The organism is Streptomyces botrytidirepellens (genome assembly GCF_003721215.1).
GTDB lineage: Bacteria > Actinomycetota > Actinomycetes > Streptomycetales > Streptomycetaceae > Streptomyces > Streptomyces himastatinicus.
The window spans coordinates 1-18,361 of sequence record NZ_RIBZ01000071.1; the positions used below are offsets into that span (position 1 = coordinate 1).

1 protein-coding gene and 1 pseudogene are annotated in these 18,361 nt (G+C 74.2%); both read right to left on the bottom strand.

The features are described 5' to 3' along the window. Window positions 1–7,549: pseudogene (locus EEJ42_RS54515) on the bottom strand (type I polyketide synthase); the annotation flags it as partial. Window positions 7,550–7,727: 178 nt separating this feature from the next. Further along, window positions 7,728–18,353, bottom strand: coding sequence for a type I polyketide synthase (locus EEJ42_RS05445; protein WP_123098861.1), 10,626 nt, complete (start codon window positions 18,351–18,353; stop codon window positions 7,728–7,730). Window positions 18,354–18,361: the final 8 nt, after the last annotated feature.

Sequence of the window (18,361 nt, forward strand, 5' to 3'; positions counted from 1 at the left end):
GGTGCGGTCCGTCGCTCCCGGCCGGTCCGCGGGTGGCCGGCCCGCGTCGGGCGAGCGCGCGCGCCACGTGCGCGCCGAGCGCACCGGTCCCGCCGGTGATCAGCACCGTGCCGGACGGCTCCCACTCCGCCGCGGGGCGCGGGGCGGGGGCGGGCACCAGCCTGCGTACGTACGTACCGGACGGCCGCACGGCGACCTGGTCCTCGCCGTCCCGGCCCGCCAGTACCGCGACGAAGGCGGCGGCCGAGGGCTCGTTCAGCTCGGTGGGCAGGTCGATCAGGCCACCCCAGCGGTCCGGGTACTCCAACGCGGCCACGCGTCCCAGCCCCCACGCCGCCGCCTGCGCCGGGCCGGCCGGGTGCTCGGCGTCGTTCACGGCCACCGCGCCGCGCGTGACGCACCACAACGGGCAGTGCAGTCCGGCGTCGCCCAGCGCCTGCACCAGCGCGGCCGTGCGGACGAGCCCGGCGGGTACTCCCGCGTCGTCCGCTGATTCGTCCGCTGCCAGCAGCGAGAGCACCCCGGCCACGGACGGAAGACCGTCGGTCGCGGTGGTGAGGCGTTCGGCGAGGGCGGCACGGCCGGCGTCCCCAGCTTCCCGGGCTTCGATGCGGACGGTGTCCGGCCCCAGGGCATCGGCGACGGTGGAGATCCAGTCCTCGTCCGGGCCGCCCGGCGGGGTGACGACCAGCCAGGTACCCGATGCCTTCCCGGCCGGGAAGCTCCGCCGCCGCCAGGCCTCGCGGTGGCGCCACGAGTCCACGGTGGACCTCTGGCGGTGCCGGGTCCGCCACGAGGACAAGGCGGGCAGTACGGTGCGCAGCACCGCGGCGTCGGCGTCCAGGTCCGTCGCCAGCGATGTGACGTCCTCCCGCTCCACCGCCGCCCAGAACTCCGCCTCGGCGCCGTCGCCGTCCCGGACGGGTGTGTCCGCGACCGGCGCGAACCGCTGGTGCTGGAACGGGTAGGTGGGTACGTCGACCCGGTGCGCGCCGGTGTCCGCGAACAGCGCGGGCCAGTCGACGGCCACCCCCGATACGTGGAGCCGCGCCAGCGCGGTCACGGCCGCGAGTTCCTCGCCGATGTCCTCGCGCAGCAACGGAACGACGACGGCGTCGGGCGCCAGGGACTCCTGGGCCATGGCCGTGAGGACGCCGTTCGGTCCCAGCTCCAGCCAGGCGCCGGCGCCCTCGGCGGCGATCGCGCGCACGCCGTCGGCGAACCGTACGGTCTCGCGGACGTGGCGCACCCAGTAGTCGGGCGAGCTCAGCTCACCGGTGGTCGCGAGTCTCCCCGTCACATTCGACACGACCGGAATGCGCGGCTCATGGAACGTGAGCCCGCCGACAGCCGCACGGAACTCCTCCAGCATCGGGTCCACCAGCGCCGAATGAAACGCGTGGCTGACAGCCAGTCTCCTCGTCCGGCGGCCCTCCAACCGCGCGACGGCCTCCTCGACCGCGGTCTCCTCGCCGGACAGCACCACCGACGACGGCCCGTTCACCGCCGCCACCGACACCTCACCGGACAGCAACGGCCGGACCTCGTCCTCAGCCGCCTCGACGGCCACCATCGCCCCGCCACCGGGCAGGCCCTGCATCAGTCGGGCCCTGGCCGCCACCAGCGCACAGGCGTCCGGAAGGGACAGCACTCCCGCGACGTGAGCGGCCGCGATCTCACCGATCGAGTGCCCGGCCAGGTAGCCGGCCTTCAGACCCCATGTCTCCGCGAGGCGGAAGAGGGCTACTTCGATGGCGAACAGAGCGGGTTGGGCGAAGCCGGTGCGGTTCAGCCGCTCGGCGTCCTCGCCCCAGATCACTTCGCGGAGGAGGCCGGTGGTGCCGGGCGGTGGCAGGTGTTCGGACAGCTCCACGAGTACCGCGTCGAATGCTTCCGCGAAGGCCGGGAAGCGGGCGTGCAGTTCGCGGCCCATGCCGATCCGCTGGCTGCCCTGTCCGGAGAACAGGACCGCGAGTGGCCGTTCGGCCGCGACGCCCCTGGCGAGTTCCGGTGCGCCCTCGGCGGAGCCCAGGAGCACGGCGCGGTGCTCGAAGACCGACCGGCCCGTCGCCAGGGAGAATCCGGTGTCGGCCGGGGAGGCCGGCCCGCCCCGCAGGGACCGCACCCGCAGGAGATGCTCGTCGAGGGCGGCGCCGGTCCTGGCGGAGACCACCCAGGGCACCGCGTCGGGCACGATCGGCACCGGGTCGGCGTCGCTCTCCGGCGCCCCCGGGACCTCGGGGGCCCCGGGTGTCTCGGGGGCCTGTTCCAGGACGACATGGGCGTTCGTACCGCTGATCCCGAACGAGGACACCCCCGCGCACCGGGCCCGGCCGGTCTCCGGCCACGCGATGGTCTCGCGCAGCAGCGCGACCCGGCCGGCGGACCAGTCCACCCGCGTGGAGGGCCTTTCGGCGTGCAGCGTACGGGGCAGCGTGGCGTGGCGCATCGCCTGGACCATCTTGATGACCCCGGCGACTCCGGCGGCCGCCTGCGTGTGGCCGATGTTCGACTTGAGCGAGCCCAGCCACAGCGGGCGGTCCGGCTCCCGGCCCTGGCCGTAGGTGGCGAGCAGCGCCTGCGCCTCGATGGGGTCCCCGAGCCGGGTCCCGGTGCCGTGCGCCTCGACCACGTCCACGTCGGAGGTGGTCAGCGCGGCGTTCTCCAGTGCCTGCCGGATGACCCGCTCCTGCGCCGTTCCGTTCGGCGCCGTCAGGCCGTTCGAGGCGCCGTCGGAGTTCACCGCGCTGCCGCGCACCACCGCGAGTACGGGATGACCGTGCCGCCGCGCATCCGACAGCCGTTCGACGACGAGCACCCCGACGCCCTCGGACCAGCCGGTGCCGTCCGCCTGCTCGGAGAACGCCTTGCACCGCCCGTCCGGGGCCAGCCCGCCCTGCCTGCCGAACTCCGGGAAGATCGCCGGGTCCGACAGCACCGTGACCCCGCCGACGACGGCGAGCGAGGACTCCCCGCCGCGCAGCGACCGCACCGCCATGTCCAGCGCGACCAGCGAGGACGAGCACGCGGTGTCCACGGTGACGGCCGGGCCCTCCAGACCCAGGGTGTAGGCGAGGCGGCCGGAGAGAACGCTGGCCGCGGTGCCGGTCATCACGTGGCCCTGCTGGTCGTCGCCGTCCGCGTCCGGCGGCTGCCGGTAACCCCAGTGGTAGGTGCCGACGTACACGCCGGAGCGGCTGCCGCGCAGGGTCAGCGGGTCGATCCCGGCCCGTTCCAGCGCCTCCCAGGACACCTCCAGCAACAGCCTCTGCTGCGGGTCCATCGCCGCGGCCTCGCGCGGGGAGATGCCGAAGAAGCCCGGGTCGAACTCGGTCGCCCCGGCCAGGAATCCGCCCTCGTGGGTGGGGCTGCCGCCCGGGCCGTCGCCGTGCAGAGCGCCCAGGTCCCAGCCGCGGTCGGTGGGAAACCCCGTGATGGCGTCCCCGTCGGCGCGGACCAGTTCCCACAGCTCCTCCGGGGAGCCGACCCCGCCGGGCAGGCGGCAGCCCATGCCGACGATCGCGATGGGTTCGCCGGCGCGCTGCTCCAGTTCCTCGACCCGCGCCCGCGCCCGCCGCAGGTCGGCGGTGACCCGCCTGAGGTACTCGACGATTTTGCCCTGCTGGTCTTCTGGCACCGGACCGTCCTCACGGCTCAACGAAAGTGTGACTGCTTACTGGGGTTCGAATTCCTCGTCGATGAGGTCGAGCAATCGGTCCACCGGCAGCGAATCGATGTCCTCGGTGGAGACCCGATCGGGCATCGGATCGGGCGGTTTCGCCTCGGGGTCGGTGTCGTCCGCCTGACCGTCACCCATGCGGTCCGCCAAGTGGTCCGCGACCGACGCGGGCGTCGGATGGCTGAACACGAGGGTGTCGGGCAGTCTCAGCCCGGTGACCGCGCCGAGCCGCGCGCGCAGTTCGGTCTCGGTCAGTGAGTCGAAGCCCAGTTCCCGGAAGGCCAGGTTCGCGTCCACCTGGCCGGGGTCCGCGTGGCCCAGCACCGCGGCCGCCTCGGCACGCACCAGGTCGAGCAGGACGCGGGCCCGTCGAGCGGCGGGCATGCCCCGCAGCTCCTCCGGGCGCGGCGCGGCGACTCCCGGTCGCCCGGCGGGCCGGTCGGCGTCGTACTCGGCGGCGGGTTCGGTCGCCGGGGGCAGGTCGCCGAGCTGCGGCACCAGGCGTACGAACAGGGTGTCGACCGACAGCACCGGCTCCCCGCCCGGTTCGACGGCCTCGATCGCCAGCGAACCGTCCCGCTGGGCCGAGAGCCGCACACGCAGTGCCGTGGCACCGGACGCGTGCAGGGAAAAGCCGTGCAGGTACGAGGGAAGGCCGATGTCGGCGCCGGGCGGGGTGGCGTGCCGGGCGGCGTCCAGCAGCGCGGGATGCAGGACGAACGCGGCCGTGTCGGCTCCCGGTGGAAGGACCACCTCGGCGAACACGTCCGCGCCGCGCCGCCAGGCCGCGCGCAGCCCCTGGAGCATCGGCCCGTAGGAGAATCCGGCCTCGGCCCACCGCCGCCGGAAACTCTCGGCCTCGACCGGCTCGGCCCCCGGAGGCGGCCACGCGGCCGTGTCGAGCCCGCGGTCCGCGCCGCTCTTGGGGGCGAGCACACCGAAGGCGTGCTCGATCCACGGCGCGCCGAAGGCCGGGACGGGCCGCGCGTGCACGGTCACCGGCCGCCGTCCCGATTCCCGGGCGGCCCCGACCCGCAGCTGAAGTTCCACCGCCCCGGATTCGGGCAGGACGAGCGGCGAGGTGAGGACAAGCTCTTCGAGGTGGGCGCACCCGGCCTCGTCACCGGCCCGGACGGCCAGTTCCGCCAGGGCGGTGCCGGGCAGCACGACCCGGCCGCACACGTTGTGGTCGGCCAGCCATGGCTGCGCGGCCACCGAGACGCGGCCGCCGCACACCAGGCCGGCGTCCTCGGCGAGTTCCACGACCGTGCCCAGCAACGGGTGTCCCGAGCCGTTCCGGGACGTGCCGCTTCCCTCCGCCCGGACGGTCGGCCAGAAGCGTTCGTGCTGGAAGGCGTAGGTCGGAAGGTCCACCCGGCGTGCGCCCGTGCCCGCGAAGAACACGCGCCAGGCCACCGGCACCCCGGTCACGTGCAGCCGGCTCAGCGCGGTCACCAACGCGGCCTCCTCACCCCGGTCCCCGCGCAGGGCGGGCACCGCGGTCACCCGCGTACCGGCCAGGTCGTCCCCGGCCATGGCGGACAGCGTGCCGTCCGGGCCGAGTTCCAGCAGGACGGTGGCGCCCGCCTCGCGGAGGGTGGTGAGGCCGTCGCCGAAGCGGACGGTGTCGCGGATGTGGCGCACCCAGTACTCCGGCGAGCACAGCTCCCCGCCCGTCGCGAGCCGCCCGCTCAGGTTCGACACCACGGGGACGCGCGGCTCCCGGAACTCCAGGCGCTCCACCGTGCGCCGGAACTCCGCGAGCATCGGGTCCATCAGCGGCGAGTGGAAGGCGTGCGACACGGACAGCCGGGTGGTCCTGCGGCCTTCGGCCGCCAGCGCACCGGCGATCCGCACAACCTCGCGCTCCGCTCCGGCGAGCACCACCCGCGACCGGCCGTTGACCGCCGCGATCGACACGCGGTCGGTCAGTAGCGGCCGCACTTCGTTCTCGGTGGCCCGCACCGCGACCATGGCTCCGCCGTCCGGCAGCGCCTGCATCAGCCCGGCGCGCGCGGCCACCAGGCGGCACGCGTCGGCGAGCGAGAACACCCCGGCCACGTGTGCCGCCGTCACCTCGCCGATCGAATGCCCGGCCAGGAGGTCCGGCGTCACACCCAGCGACTCCACGAGCCCGTACAGGGCCACTTCGACGGCGAACAGCGCGGGTTGGGCGAACCCGGTCCGGTCGAGCAGGTCCGGGTCCTCGCCCCACAGCACGTCCCGCAGCGGCACGTTCGTCCGCAGCAGGTCCGTATGGCGGTCGAACTCCGCCAGCACCGCGTCCAGCCGCTCGGCGAACACCGGGAAGCGGCCGTACAACTCCCGTCCCATGCCGAGTCGTTGGGTGCCCTGCCCCGCGAACACCACCGCCGTCCGGCTCTTCCCGGCGACGCCGCGCGCCGCTTCGGACCGGCTCTCGCCGACGGCGAGCAGGACCGCCCGGTGATCGAACGCCGAACGGCCGGTGGCCAAGGAGAATCCGACGTCGAGGGCGGCACGGGGATCCGTTGTGGACACCGGAGTGGACCGGATCCGGTCCAACTGGGCGTCCAGCGCGGCCTCGGTCCTGGCCGACACCACCCAGGGCACCACGGCCGGAGAGACCTCCGGGTTCCGCTCGGGCTCGTCGACCGGTGCGACCGGCGGCGCCTGTTCGAGGATGACGTGCGCGTTGGTTCCGCTGATGCCGAACGAGGACACCCCGGCACGGCGCGGCCGGCCGGTATCCGGCCACGCGGTGTTCTCACGCAGCGGTTCGACCGCCCCCGCCGCCCAGTCCACCTGGGTCGTGGGCACGTTCAGGTGCAGGGTGCGCGGGAGCGTCCCGTGCCGCAGCGCCAGCACCGTCTTGATCACGCCCGCCACGCCCGCCGCCGCCTGCGCGTGGCCGAGGTTCGGCTTCAGCGAGCCGAGATACAGCGGGCGGGTCCGGCCCTGGCCGTACGTGGCGAGCAGGGCCCGCGCCTCGACCGGGTCGCCCACTCGGGTGCCGGTGCCGTGCGCCTCCACCGCGTCCACCTCGGAGGTGCCCAGCGCGGCGTCCTCGAGTGCCTGCCGGATCACCTGTTCCTGGGAGGCGCCGTTCGGCGCGGTCAACCCGCGTGAGGCGCCGTCGGAGTTCACCGCGCTGCCGCGCACGACGGCGAGCGCCGGGTGGCCGTGGCGCCGCGCGTCGGACAGCCGCTCCAGCAGCAGTACGCCCACGCCTTCGGCCCACACGGTGCCGTTCGCGTCGTCGGAGAAGGCCCGGCACCGGCCGTCCGGCGCGAGCCCGCCCTGCCGGGAGTAGCCGACGAGACCCCGCGGGGTGGACATGACGGTCGCGCCGCCGGTCAGCGCCAGCGAGCACTCTCCCGCCCGCAGCGCCCGCGCCGCGCAGTGCAGCGCCACCAGCGAGGACGACGACGCGGTGTCCACCGTGATCGCCGGGCCCTCCAGGCCGAGGAAGTAGGCGAGCCGGCCGGTCGCCACGCCCGGCGAGGTGCCGGTGACGGCGTGCCCGGCCAGGTCCTCCTCCGCCCGCTGGACGACCAGTGCGTAGTCCTCGCCGCTGGTGCCGATGAACGCCCCCGAGCGGCTGCCGCGCAGGGACAGCGGGTCGATTCCCGCCCGCTCGACCGCCTCCCAGGACACCTCGAGCAGCAACCGCTGCTGCGGGTCCATGGCCAGGGCCTCGCGCGGGCTGATCCCGAAGAAGCCGGGGTCGAACTCCGCCGCGCCGCGCAGGAAGCCGCCCCGCTGGGACGCGCTGCGGCCCGGGCCGTCGCCGGCGAGGGCGGCCAGGTCCCAGCCCCGGTCGGCGGGGAGGCCGCCGGTCGCGTCCTGCCCCGACACGACGAGGTTCCACAGGTCTTCGGGAGTATCGATCCCGCCTGGGTATCGGCACGCCATTCCGACGACCACTACCGGATCGCCGGAGGGCTCGGTGCCGGGCCTGACCGTCATGACGCCGTACCGCCTCTGAGAAAGTCGGACGAGTGAAGTTCAGCCCGGAGGCTAAGGCCGCGGGATCTTTACATTCCCTTAGACCTTGCGGCGGATGGAGCTACGCGCCACCGCCGGATTCCAGGGTGGTGAGCCATTCGTCCATCAGGCGTGCGGTCTCCCGGGAGTCGTCGGCGATCAGCGTCAGGTGGTCGGCGTCGATCAGGCGCGTGGTGGAGGCCGGGACCGCGGGCACCGTATCCCCGTGCCCGACCCCGGGCAGCGACTCTGCGCACCGGATGAGCAGGCTCGGCACCGAGGTCGTGTACCGCTCCGCGCCTCCGGTGGTCATCCGTATGAACCAGTACGCCATCGCCGACAGCCGGGCGCTGTTCAGCTTCACCGACGGGGAGTCGATGCCGGCGAGGTAGTTGCTCTGGACCACGTCCCAGTCGACCTGCTCCCCGGCCTCGTACTGGAGGCTGAGGGTGTCGAGCATGATGACTCCCTCGGGGCGGACGCCCCAGACCTCCTCCAGCACGCCCGCGGCCCGGTAGGCGAAGGTGCCGCCGGTGGAGTAGCCGACGAGGACGAACGGCTCGCCGTCACTGGCCAGCAGCGCGCTCTCCGCGATCAGCCGGGCCGCGGTCTCGCTGGTGGCGGGCAGCGGCTCGCCCTCGGCGAAGCCGAGCAGCGGCAGCGCGGAGACGTGTCGGTCGCCGCGGAACCGGGAGGCGATCCGGGCGTACTGGTGGACGCCTCCGTTCGCGCCGGGGGCGCTGATGCAGATCAGCCGGGGCTTGCCCGGGCCCGTGGCCAGGGTCACCGGCTGCGGCAGCTCTTCGACCTCGGCGGACACCTCGCAGGACGGCCGGGTGGCGGCGACGGCCATCAGCAGCCGCATCGCCTCCAGCTGCCTGCCGGAGTTCACGGTGTCGAAGAACATGCCGACCAGCGAGTCCTGGGCGTTCTCCCGGACGGCGGTGAGCGCTCCGGGTTCGGCGGCCGCGCTCATGCCGCCCTGGTGCGCGAGCCGGTCGCGTAGCCACTGGGCGAGCCCGGCGGGCGTCCGGGTCTCGAACACCACGGAGGTCGGCACCCGCATGCCGAGCGCCTCACCGAGCTGGTTGCGCAATTCGAGCGCGATCAGCGAGTCGAAGCCCATGGTGAGGAACGCGCCCTGCGGATCGATCGCGTCCGCGTCGCGCCGGCCGAGCAGTACGGCCGACGTGCCGACCACCAAGTCCACCAGCAGTTTCTCCTGCTCGTCCGGATCGAGGCCGCGGAGCCGGTCCCGTACGGTGGCCAGCGGCCTCGCCGTCCCGGCCGCCGTGGCCCGGGAGCTGGGGATGAGGTTGCGCAGCAGCGGGTGCACCTGCTGGAGCGCCCGCGACCGGTCCACCAGGAGCGGGACCAGCTGGGCCTCGTCGCGCGTGAGGGCCGCGTCGAAGAGGGCCAGACCCAGCTCCGGGGTCAGCGGTGGCGTGCCGGACCGGCTCATACGCTGGATGTCGGTCTCGGTGAGGTGGCCGGTCATTCCCGTGCGGCGGCCCCAGAAGCCCCACGCCAGCGAGGTGGCGGGCAGCCCCTGGCCGCGCCGGTGGGCCGCGAGGGCGTCGAGGTAGGCGTTGCCCGCGGCGTAGCTCGCCTGGGCCTGGCTGCCCATCACCCCGGACACCGAGGAATACAGCACGAAGGCGGCCAGGTCGAGTTCGCGGGTCGCCTCGTGCAGGTGCCAGGCGGCGTCGGCCTTGGGCCTCAGTACCGTGTCCACGCGCTCGGGGGTCAGCGAGGCGATCACGCCGTCGTCGAGCACGCCGGCCGTGTGCACCACCGCGGTCAGCGGATGCCGGGCCGGCACGTCGGCCAGCAGGCGGGCTATGGCGGCGGGGTCGGTGACGTCGCAGGCGGCGACGGACACGTCAGCCCCATGAGCGGTCAGTTCGTCGCGCAGCTCTGCCGCATCCGGCGCCTCGGCGCCCCGGCGGCCGACCAGCAGCAGCCGCCGTACGCCGCGTTCGGCCACCAGGTGCCGGGCCAGTTCCCCGCCGAGGCCGCCGGTGCCGCCGGTGATGAGCACCGTGCCGTCGGGGTTCCAGGCCCGCCCGGACGGGGGCTGTGCGGGCACCCGCGTGAGCCGGGCGACCCGTGCGGTCCGTTTCCGCAGCAACCACTGCTCCTCGTCGGCGGCCAGCAGACCGGACAGCGCCCCGGCCGATATGTGCGCGTCGTCGAGGTCGACCAGCAGGAAGCGGCCGGGGTTCTCCGACTGTGCGGACCGCACCAGGCCCCACACCGCCGCCGCGGCCAGGTCGGTGACGTCCTCACCGTCCGCGGCCATGGCGCCGCGGGTGACGAATACGAGCCGCGAGCGGGCGAACCTCTCCTCGGCCAGCCACTCCTGCATCAGCGCCAGCGCCCGGTGCGTGGCTTCGTGCACGGCCTCGGGGCCGGGGCCCCCCGCGACCGGGACCACGAAGCCGTTCGGCACGGGTCCGTTGTCGCCGCCCTCGCCGATCGCGTCGGCCAGGGTCTCGGCGTAGGCGGTGATGGTCTCGCCGGCCAGGGCCATCGCGTTGCCCAGGTCGTGCTGGTCGTCTCCGATGACGGCCCACCGTGCCCCGGCGAGGGGTGTGGGATCGGTCGGGGCGGGGACCCATTCGACCCGGTGGAGCGAGTCGAGCGGGTCCCGCCCGGCGGGCGTATCCGGCTGGGCCGACGGCGGCCGGAGCGTCAGCGAGTCCACCGAGATCACCGGTGTGCCCTCGACGTCGGTCGCGGCCAGCGTGACGGTGTCCGGGCCGGTGCGCACCAGCCGGGCACGCAGGACGGACGCACCGGTGGCGTGCAGTACGGCGCCGTTCCACGAGAAGGGCAGGGCGCACTCGCCCTTGTCCTCCCCGGCGAACACGGCGGCGTGCAGCACCGCGTCGAGCAGCGCCGGGTGCATCCCGAAGCCGTCCGCGGCCCTTGCCTCGTCCGGCAGGACGACTTCCGCGAACGCCTCCTCGCCGCGGCGCCAGACGGCCCGCAAGCCGCGGAAGGCCGGTCCGTACTCCAGGCCCGCCCGGGCGTGGCGCTCGTGGAGCCCGTCGAGGTCGACCGGGGTCGACTCGGGCGGTGGCCAGACCGTCGCGTCGAACTCCGCGGCCGGGGCTCGGGAGGCATCGGAGGTGAGCACGCCGGTCGCGTACAGGTGCCAGTCCCCGCTCGCGGCGTCGGCGGGCCGTGCGTAGAGCCGGATGTCCCGGTGGCCCCTCTCGTCGGGCTCGCCCACCTGTGCTTGGACCTGGGTCGCGCCCTGCGCGGGGAGCATCAGCGGCGTGGTGATGGTGAGTTGCTCGACACGGTCGCAGCCGGCCTGGTCGCCGGCGCGGATGGCCAGTTCCAGGAATCCGGTGCCGGGGAAGTAGGCCGAGCCGCCGGACCGGGGCTCGGTCAGCCAGGGGTGGGTGGCCTGGGAGAGGGTCCCGGTCAGCACGATGTCGTCCGAGCCCGCCACGTTCACCGTCGCGCCGATCAGCGGATGGTCGGTCGGAGCGAGGCCCACGCCGGACAGGTCCGCCGGGACGGTCGAGCCCGACGGCCAGAACCGCTCGCGCTGGAAGGCGTACGTCGGCAGGTCCACCCGCCGGGCGCCGGTGCCCGCGAAGAACGCCTGCCAGTCCACGGGCACGCCCCTCACGTGGAGCCGCGCGAGCGCGGTGACCGCCGCCGTCTCCTCCGGGCGGTCCGCGCGCAGCACGGCCACGGCCACGGCCGCCTCCGGCGCCGACTCCTGGACCATGGCCGACAGCACGCCGTCCGGGCCCAGTTCGAGGAACGTTCGCACGTCCGCGTCGGCCAGTGTCCGGACGCCGTCGGCGAACCGTACGGTCTCGCGGACGTGGCGCACCCAGTAGTCGGGCGAGCGCAGCTCACCGGCCGTGGCGAGCCGCCCGGTCAGGTTCGAGACGACCGGGATGCGCGGTTCGTGGAAGGTGAGCCCGACGATTGCCGCACGGAACTCGTCCAGCATCGGGTCCATCAGCGGCGAGTGGAACGCGTGGCTGACCGCCAGCCCGCTCGTCCTGCGGTCCTCGAACCGTGCGACGACCTCCTCGACCGCCGATTCCTCACCGGACAGCACCACCGACGACGGTCCGTTCACCGCCGCGACCGACACCCGGTCCGACAGCAGCGGCCGCACCTCGTCCTCGGTCGCCTCGACCGCCACCATCGCCCCGCCACCGGGCAGGGCCTGCATCAACCGGGCCCGCGCCGACACCAGTGCGCAGGCGTCGGCGAGGGACAGCACTCCCGCGACGTGAGCGGCGGCGATCTCACCGACCGAGTGCCCGGCCACGAACTTCGGCGCGATGCCCAGGGATTCGGCCAGCCGGAACAGCGCCACCTCGACGGCGAACAGGGCGGGCTGAGCGGCCCCGGTCCGGTTCAGCGCCTCGGCGTCCTCACCCCACATCACCTCGCGCAGCGCGGGATCGAACTCGGCCAGCACCGCGTCCAGGGCCTGCGCGAACACCGGGAACCGGGCGTACAGCTCCCGCCCCATGCCGAGCCGCTGCGCACCCTGACCGGAGAACAGCACCGCCGGCGCGCCTTGGCCTGCCACGCCCCGGGCGGCCTCGGCCACTCCGTCCTCGGAGGCCAGCAGCACCGCCCGGTGGTCGAACACCGACCGTTCCGTGGCGAGCGAGAACCCGATGTCCAGCGGAGCGCGTTCGGCGGTCCCGGCCGTGAGGGAGCGTACCCGGTCCACCTGGGCTTCGAGGGCCGTCTCGCTCTTGGCAGACACCACCCACGGCACGACGCCGGGCGTGACGGTGGGCGGTTCGGCATCCTCCGCCGGCTCCCGCGGGGCCTGTTCGAGGATCACGTGCGCGTTGGTGCCGCTGATGCCGAACGAGGACACCCCGGCGCGGCGGGGGCGCCCCGCCTCCGGCCATGCGGCGTTCTCGGTCAGCAGCTCAACGGCCCCCGCCGACCAGTCCACGTGTGACGACGGCTCGTCCACGTGCAGCGTCCGTGGCAGCACGCCGTGACGCATCGCCATGACCGTTTTGATCAGCCCGGCCGCGCCGGCGGCGGCCTGGGTGTGGCCGATGTTGGACTTCACCGTGCCCAGCAGCAGCGGGCGCGTCCGGTCCTGGCCGTAGGTCGCCAGCAGGGCCTGCGCCTCGATCGGGTCGCCGAGGGTGGTGCCGGTGCCGTGCGCCTCCACCGCGTCCACGTCCGCCGGGTGCAGCCCGGCGCTCGCCAGGGCCTGCCGGATCACGCGCTGCTGGGAGGGGCCGTTGGGCGCCGTCAGTCCGTTGGACGCGCCGTCCTGGTTGAGCGCGCTGCCCCGCACGACCGCGAGGACGGGATGGCCGCCCCGCCGCGCGTCGGACAGCCGCTCCACGACCAGCACGCCGACCCCCTCGGACCAGCCGGTGCCATCGGCGGAGTCCCCGAACGCCTTGCACCGCCCGTCCGGGGCGAGCCCGCCATGGTGCTTGAACCCCGCGAAGCTGGCCGAGGTGGTCATGACCGTCACGCCACCGGCCAGTGCCAGCGAGCACTCACCGCCCCGCAGAGCCTGGGCGGCCATGTGCAGCGACACCAGCGACGACGAGCAGGCCGTGTCGACGGTGACCGCCGGTCCTTCCAGGCCGAAGGCGTAGGACACCCGACCCGACATCACGCTGGGGCCGAGCATGACGCCCCGGCCCTCCATGTCCCAGGCGCGGGCGATCACATGCATGTAGTCCACGCCGTTGCTGCCGACGAACACGCCGGTCCTGCTGCCCCGCAGCCCGACGGGGTCGATGCCGGACCGCTCGATCGCCTCCCACGCGGTCTCCAGCAGCAGCCGCTGCTGCGGGTCCATGCCCAGTGCCTCACGCGGCGAGATGCCGAAGAACTCCGGGTCGAAGTCGGCGGCGTCGTAGAGGAATCCGCCCTCGCCCTGAAGGTCCCAGCCGCGGTCGGTGGGGAAGTCCGAGATGGCGTCGCGGCCGGAGGAGACCAGGTCCCACAGCTGATCGGGCGAGTCGACGCCGCCGGGGAAGCGGCAGGCCATGCCGACGATCACGATCGGGTCGTCGGCGCCGTCGGTGACACCGGCGGGTGCCACGACGAGCGCCGCTTCGTCACCCTCGGTCCCGTGGCCCATCAGTTCGGCCACGAGGTGCTCGGCCAGTGCCTGGGGCCTCGGGTAGTCGAAGAGCAGGCTCGCGGGCAGCGCGAGGCCGGTGGCGCGGGCCAGTTGGTTGCGCAGTTCCATCGAGGTCAGCGAGTCGAAGCCGTGGTCCTGGAAGACCCGCTCCACGCTGATGGCGTCCGGGCCGGCGTGCCCGAGGACCCCGGCCGCGTGCGTCCGGATCAGGTCCAGCAGTTGCGTCGTACGCTCGGACTCCGGCGCCGCGTACAGCTGCCGCCGCAGGTCGGAGGCCGCCGACTCGCTCTCGCGCCGGACGTCGCGGGCCGACCGCTGCGCTTCGCGGGCGGCGGGCAGCGCGCTCAGCGACGCGCTGGGCCGCAGGCTGAACAGCGCCTCCAGTACGTCCTGCTGCCCCAGGTCGGCGACCACCGTGACCGGGTCGGGTGCGGCGACCAGTTCGGCCAGCACGCCGAGAGCCAGCCCGGGTTCCAGCACCGTGGTGCCGGTCTCGTGCAGCACCTCCTCGATGCCGGCGGCCATCCCGCCGCCCTCCCAGGCGCCCCAGGCGATGGAGGTCGCGGGCAGGCCCTGCGCCCGGCGCTGCTGGGCCAGCGCGTCGAGCACCGTGTTGGCCGCGGCGTAGTTCGCCTGGCCCGGGTTGCCGACGGCACCGGCCACCGAGGAGAACAGGGCGAATACGGACAGGTCCCGGTCGCGGGTGAGCTCGTCGAGCAGCATGGCCGGGGAGACCTTCGCCCGGAACACCGTGCCGAAGCGCTGCGGGGTCAGCCCGTTGAGCACGGCGTCGTCCAGCACGCCGGCGGCGTGCACGATCCCGGTCAGCGGGAATTCCTCGGGAATGGCCGCCAGGGCGGCCTCCAGCTCGGCGCGGTTCGCGGTGTCGCATGCGGCGATGGTGACGCGCGCGCCGAGCGCGGTCAGTTCCGCCTCCAGGTCCGCCGCGCCCGGCGACTGGGGACCGCGGCGGCTGAGCAGCAGCAGGTGTTCCGCGCCGTGCTCGGCCAGCCAGCGGGCCAGGTGCGCACCGAGCGCGCCGGTGCCGCCGGTGATGAGCACCGTGCCGGCGGGCTGCCAGGTCGGCGCCGCGTCGTGGGAGGGGGCGGGCAGCAGCCGCCTGCCGAACACGCCGGAGGCGCGGATGGCGACCTGGTCCTCGTCGCCGGGCCCGCCGAGGATGCCGATGAGCCGCCGGAGCGTACGGTCGTCCGGCTCCGGCGGCAGGTCGACCACGCCGCCCCAGCGGTCCGGGTACTCCAGGGCGGCGACCCGGCCGAGTCCCCAGAGCGCGGCCTGCCGCGGGCTGGTGACGGGGTCGTTCTCGTCCACCGACACGGCGCCGCGGGTCAGCGCCCAGACCCGGCTGTGGATCCCGGCATCGTCGAGGGCCTGCACGAGTACGGCGGTGTCGACCAGACCCACCGGCACGCTCGACCAGCGGCGTGCCTCGTTCGCCGCAAGCAGCGAGACCACTCCGGCGATCCTCGTGCCGCCCGCCTTCAACTCGCCCAGCTTCTGGGCGAGTTCGGAACGGTCGGGCCGCTTCTCCATTGTCACCGGGACCACGTCCGGGCCGAGGCCGTCGAGCACCGACCGCACCCACGGGGTGTCGGTTTCCGACCCGTCATGGGGCAGCGCCACCAGCCATACGCCCGGCAGGGCGGCCGCGGACGCGCCGCGCAGCGGCTGCCAGCTCTCCCGGAACCGCAGCGAGTCGGCGAGCGAACGGGCCCGTCGCTTGGCGCGCCAGGCCGACAGCGCGGGCACCACGCCGCCCAGCGCGTCGGTGTCGATGTCCAGGCGGGCCGCCAGGGACGGCAGGTCCTCGCGCTCCACCGCGGCCCAGAACTCGGCATCCGCCCCGTCCGCCGCACCGGAGAGCGGGACGGACCCGGCCGCCTCCGGCCAGTACCGCTCGCGCTGGAAGGCGTACGTCGGAAGGTCGGTCCGGTGGGCGCCGGTGCCCGCGAAGAACGCCCGCCAGTCCACACCGGCCCCGGCCACGTGCAGCCTGGCCAGGCCGGTGACGGCCGCTGATTCCTCGTCGCGGTCCTTGCGCAGCAGGGGAACGACGGCGATGCGCTCCGGCACGGACTCGCGCATCAGCGGCGCGAGCACCCCGTCCGGGCCAAGTTCGAGCAGCACACCGGCACCGGCGGCGGCCAGCGCCCGTACGCCGTCGGCGAACCGTACGGTCTCGCGGACGTGCCGCACCCAGTAGTCGGGCGAGCGCAGCTCGTCGGGCGTGGCGAGCGCGCCGGTCAGGTTGGAGACGATGTCGATCTCGGGCTGGTGGAAGGTCAGGCGCGCGACGACGGAGCGGAACTCTTCCAGCATCGGGTCCATCAGCGGCGAGTGGAAGGCGTGGCTGACCGCCAGCCTGCTGGTGCGGCGCCCCGTCAGGTGGGCGGTCACCTCGGCGACGGCGTCCTCCTCACCGGAGACGACCAGCGACGAGGGACCGTTGACGGCCGCGATCGACACCTGGTCGGTGAGCAGCGGCCGGACCTCGTCCTCGGTGGCCTCGACCGCCACCATGGCGCCGCCGGCGGGCAGAGCCTGCATCAGCCGGGCGCGGGCCGCGACCAGGCGGCAGGCGTCGGGGAGGGACAGTACGCCCGCGACGTGTGCGGCCGCCACTTCGCCGATCGAGTGCCCGGCGACGAACCGCGGGCGCACTCCCAGCGATTCGACCAGGCGGAACAGCGCCACGTCGACCGCGAAGAGGGCGGGCTGAGCGTGGCCGGTCCGGTCCAGCAGGTCCGCGTCCTCGCCCCAGATCACGTCGCGAAGCCGTTCCGGCCGCGGCCCTGTGGGGCTTTCCGACGCCGTGGACGGGGGCGGGGAGAACTCCGCGAGCACGGCATCCAACGCCTCCGCGAAGGCCGGGAAGCGGTCGTAGAGGCCGCGTCCCATGCCGAGCCGCTGTGCGCCCTGCCCGGAGAAGACGACGGCCACCGGCGCTTCCCCGGCCTCGCCCCGGGCGACTTCGAGGAGCCCCTCGTCGGAGGCCAGCAGCACGGCGCGGTGCTCGAACGCCGACCGGGCGGTGGCGAGGGAGAAACCGACGTCGAGCGGCGAGCACTTCGGGTTCTGTGCCGCGAACCGCTTCACGCTCTCCACCTGCGCGGCCAGCGCGGCCTCGGTCCTGCCCGCGACGGGCCAGGGCACCGCGCCGGGCACCGGAGCGAGGCCCCCGGCGGCCTCCGGTTCGTCCGGCGTGTGCTGTTCCAGGATGACGTGGGCGTTGGTGCCGCTGATCCCGAACGAGGACACTCCCGCCCGGCGTGGGCGGTCGGTCCGGGGCCATTCGGTGTCGGCGGTGAGCAGTTCGGCCGCGCCCTCGGTCCAGTCCACGTGGGACGAGGGGGTGTCGACGTGCAGCGTGCGGGGCAGCACTCCGTGCCGCATGGCCATGACCGTCTTGATGAGTCCGGCGGCGCCCGCCGCGGCCTGCGTGTGTCCGAGGTTCGACTTCACCGAGCCCAGGTACAGCGGCTGCTCCCGGTCCTGCCCGTACGTCGCCAGCAGCGCCTGGGCCTCGATCGGGTCGCCGAGGGTGGTGCCGGTGCCGTGCGCCTCCACCGCGTCCACGTCCGCCGGGGAGAGCCCGGCACTGGCGAGGGCCTGGCGTATCACCCGCTGTTGGGAGGGGCCGTTGGGCGCGGTGAGACCGTTGGACGCGCCGTCCTGGTTGACGGCGGAGCCCCGTACCACGGCGAGGATCTCGTGCCCGTTGCGTATCGCGTCGGACAGCCGTTCCACCATGAGCACGCCGACGCCCTCGGACCAGCTGGTGCCGTCCGCGGCCTCGGCGAAGGGCTTGCAGCGGCCGTCGGGCGCCAGCCCGCCCTGGATGCTGAACCCGGCGAAGCTGGCGGGGGTCGCCATCACGGTGACCCCGCCCGCAAGCGCCAGGGAACACTCCCCGCTGCGCAGCGCGTGCGCGGCCAGGTGCAGCGACACCAGCGACGACGAGCACGCCGTGTCCACGGTGACGGCGGGGCCCACGAGGCCGAGCACATAGGAAAGCCGCCCGGAGATGACGCTCGCCGCGAGCCCGGTCCCCCCGTGGCCGTCCATGTCCTCCCGCGCCTCGGCCACCAGCCGGACGTAGTCCTGGCCGTTGGTCCCGACGAACACGCCGGTCTGGCTGCCGCGCAGCGAGAGCGGGTCGATCCCGGTGCGTTCGATCGCCTCCCAGGACACTTCGAGCAGCAGCCGCTGCTGCGGGTCCATGGCCAGCGCCTCGCGCGGGCTGATCCCGAAGAAGCCCGCATCGAAGTCGGCCGCGTCGTGGAGGAATCCGCCTTCGCCGGTGACGCTGCGGCCGCGGCCGTCACCGCCGAGCACCGCGGCATCCCAGCCTCGATCGGTCGGGAAGCCGGAGATCGCGTCATCGCCCGAGGCCACCAGGTTCCACAGCTGCTCCGGGGAGTGCACCCCGCTGGGGAAACGGCACGCCATGCCGACGATCGCCACCGGCTCGTGCCGGCCGGACTCGGCCTCCTCAAGCCGCCGCCGCGTCTGGTGCAGATCCGCGGTGACCCACTTCAGGTATTCGACGAGCTTCTCTTCGTCCGCCATGGTCAAGG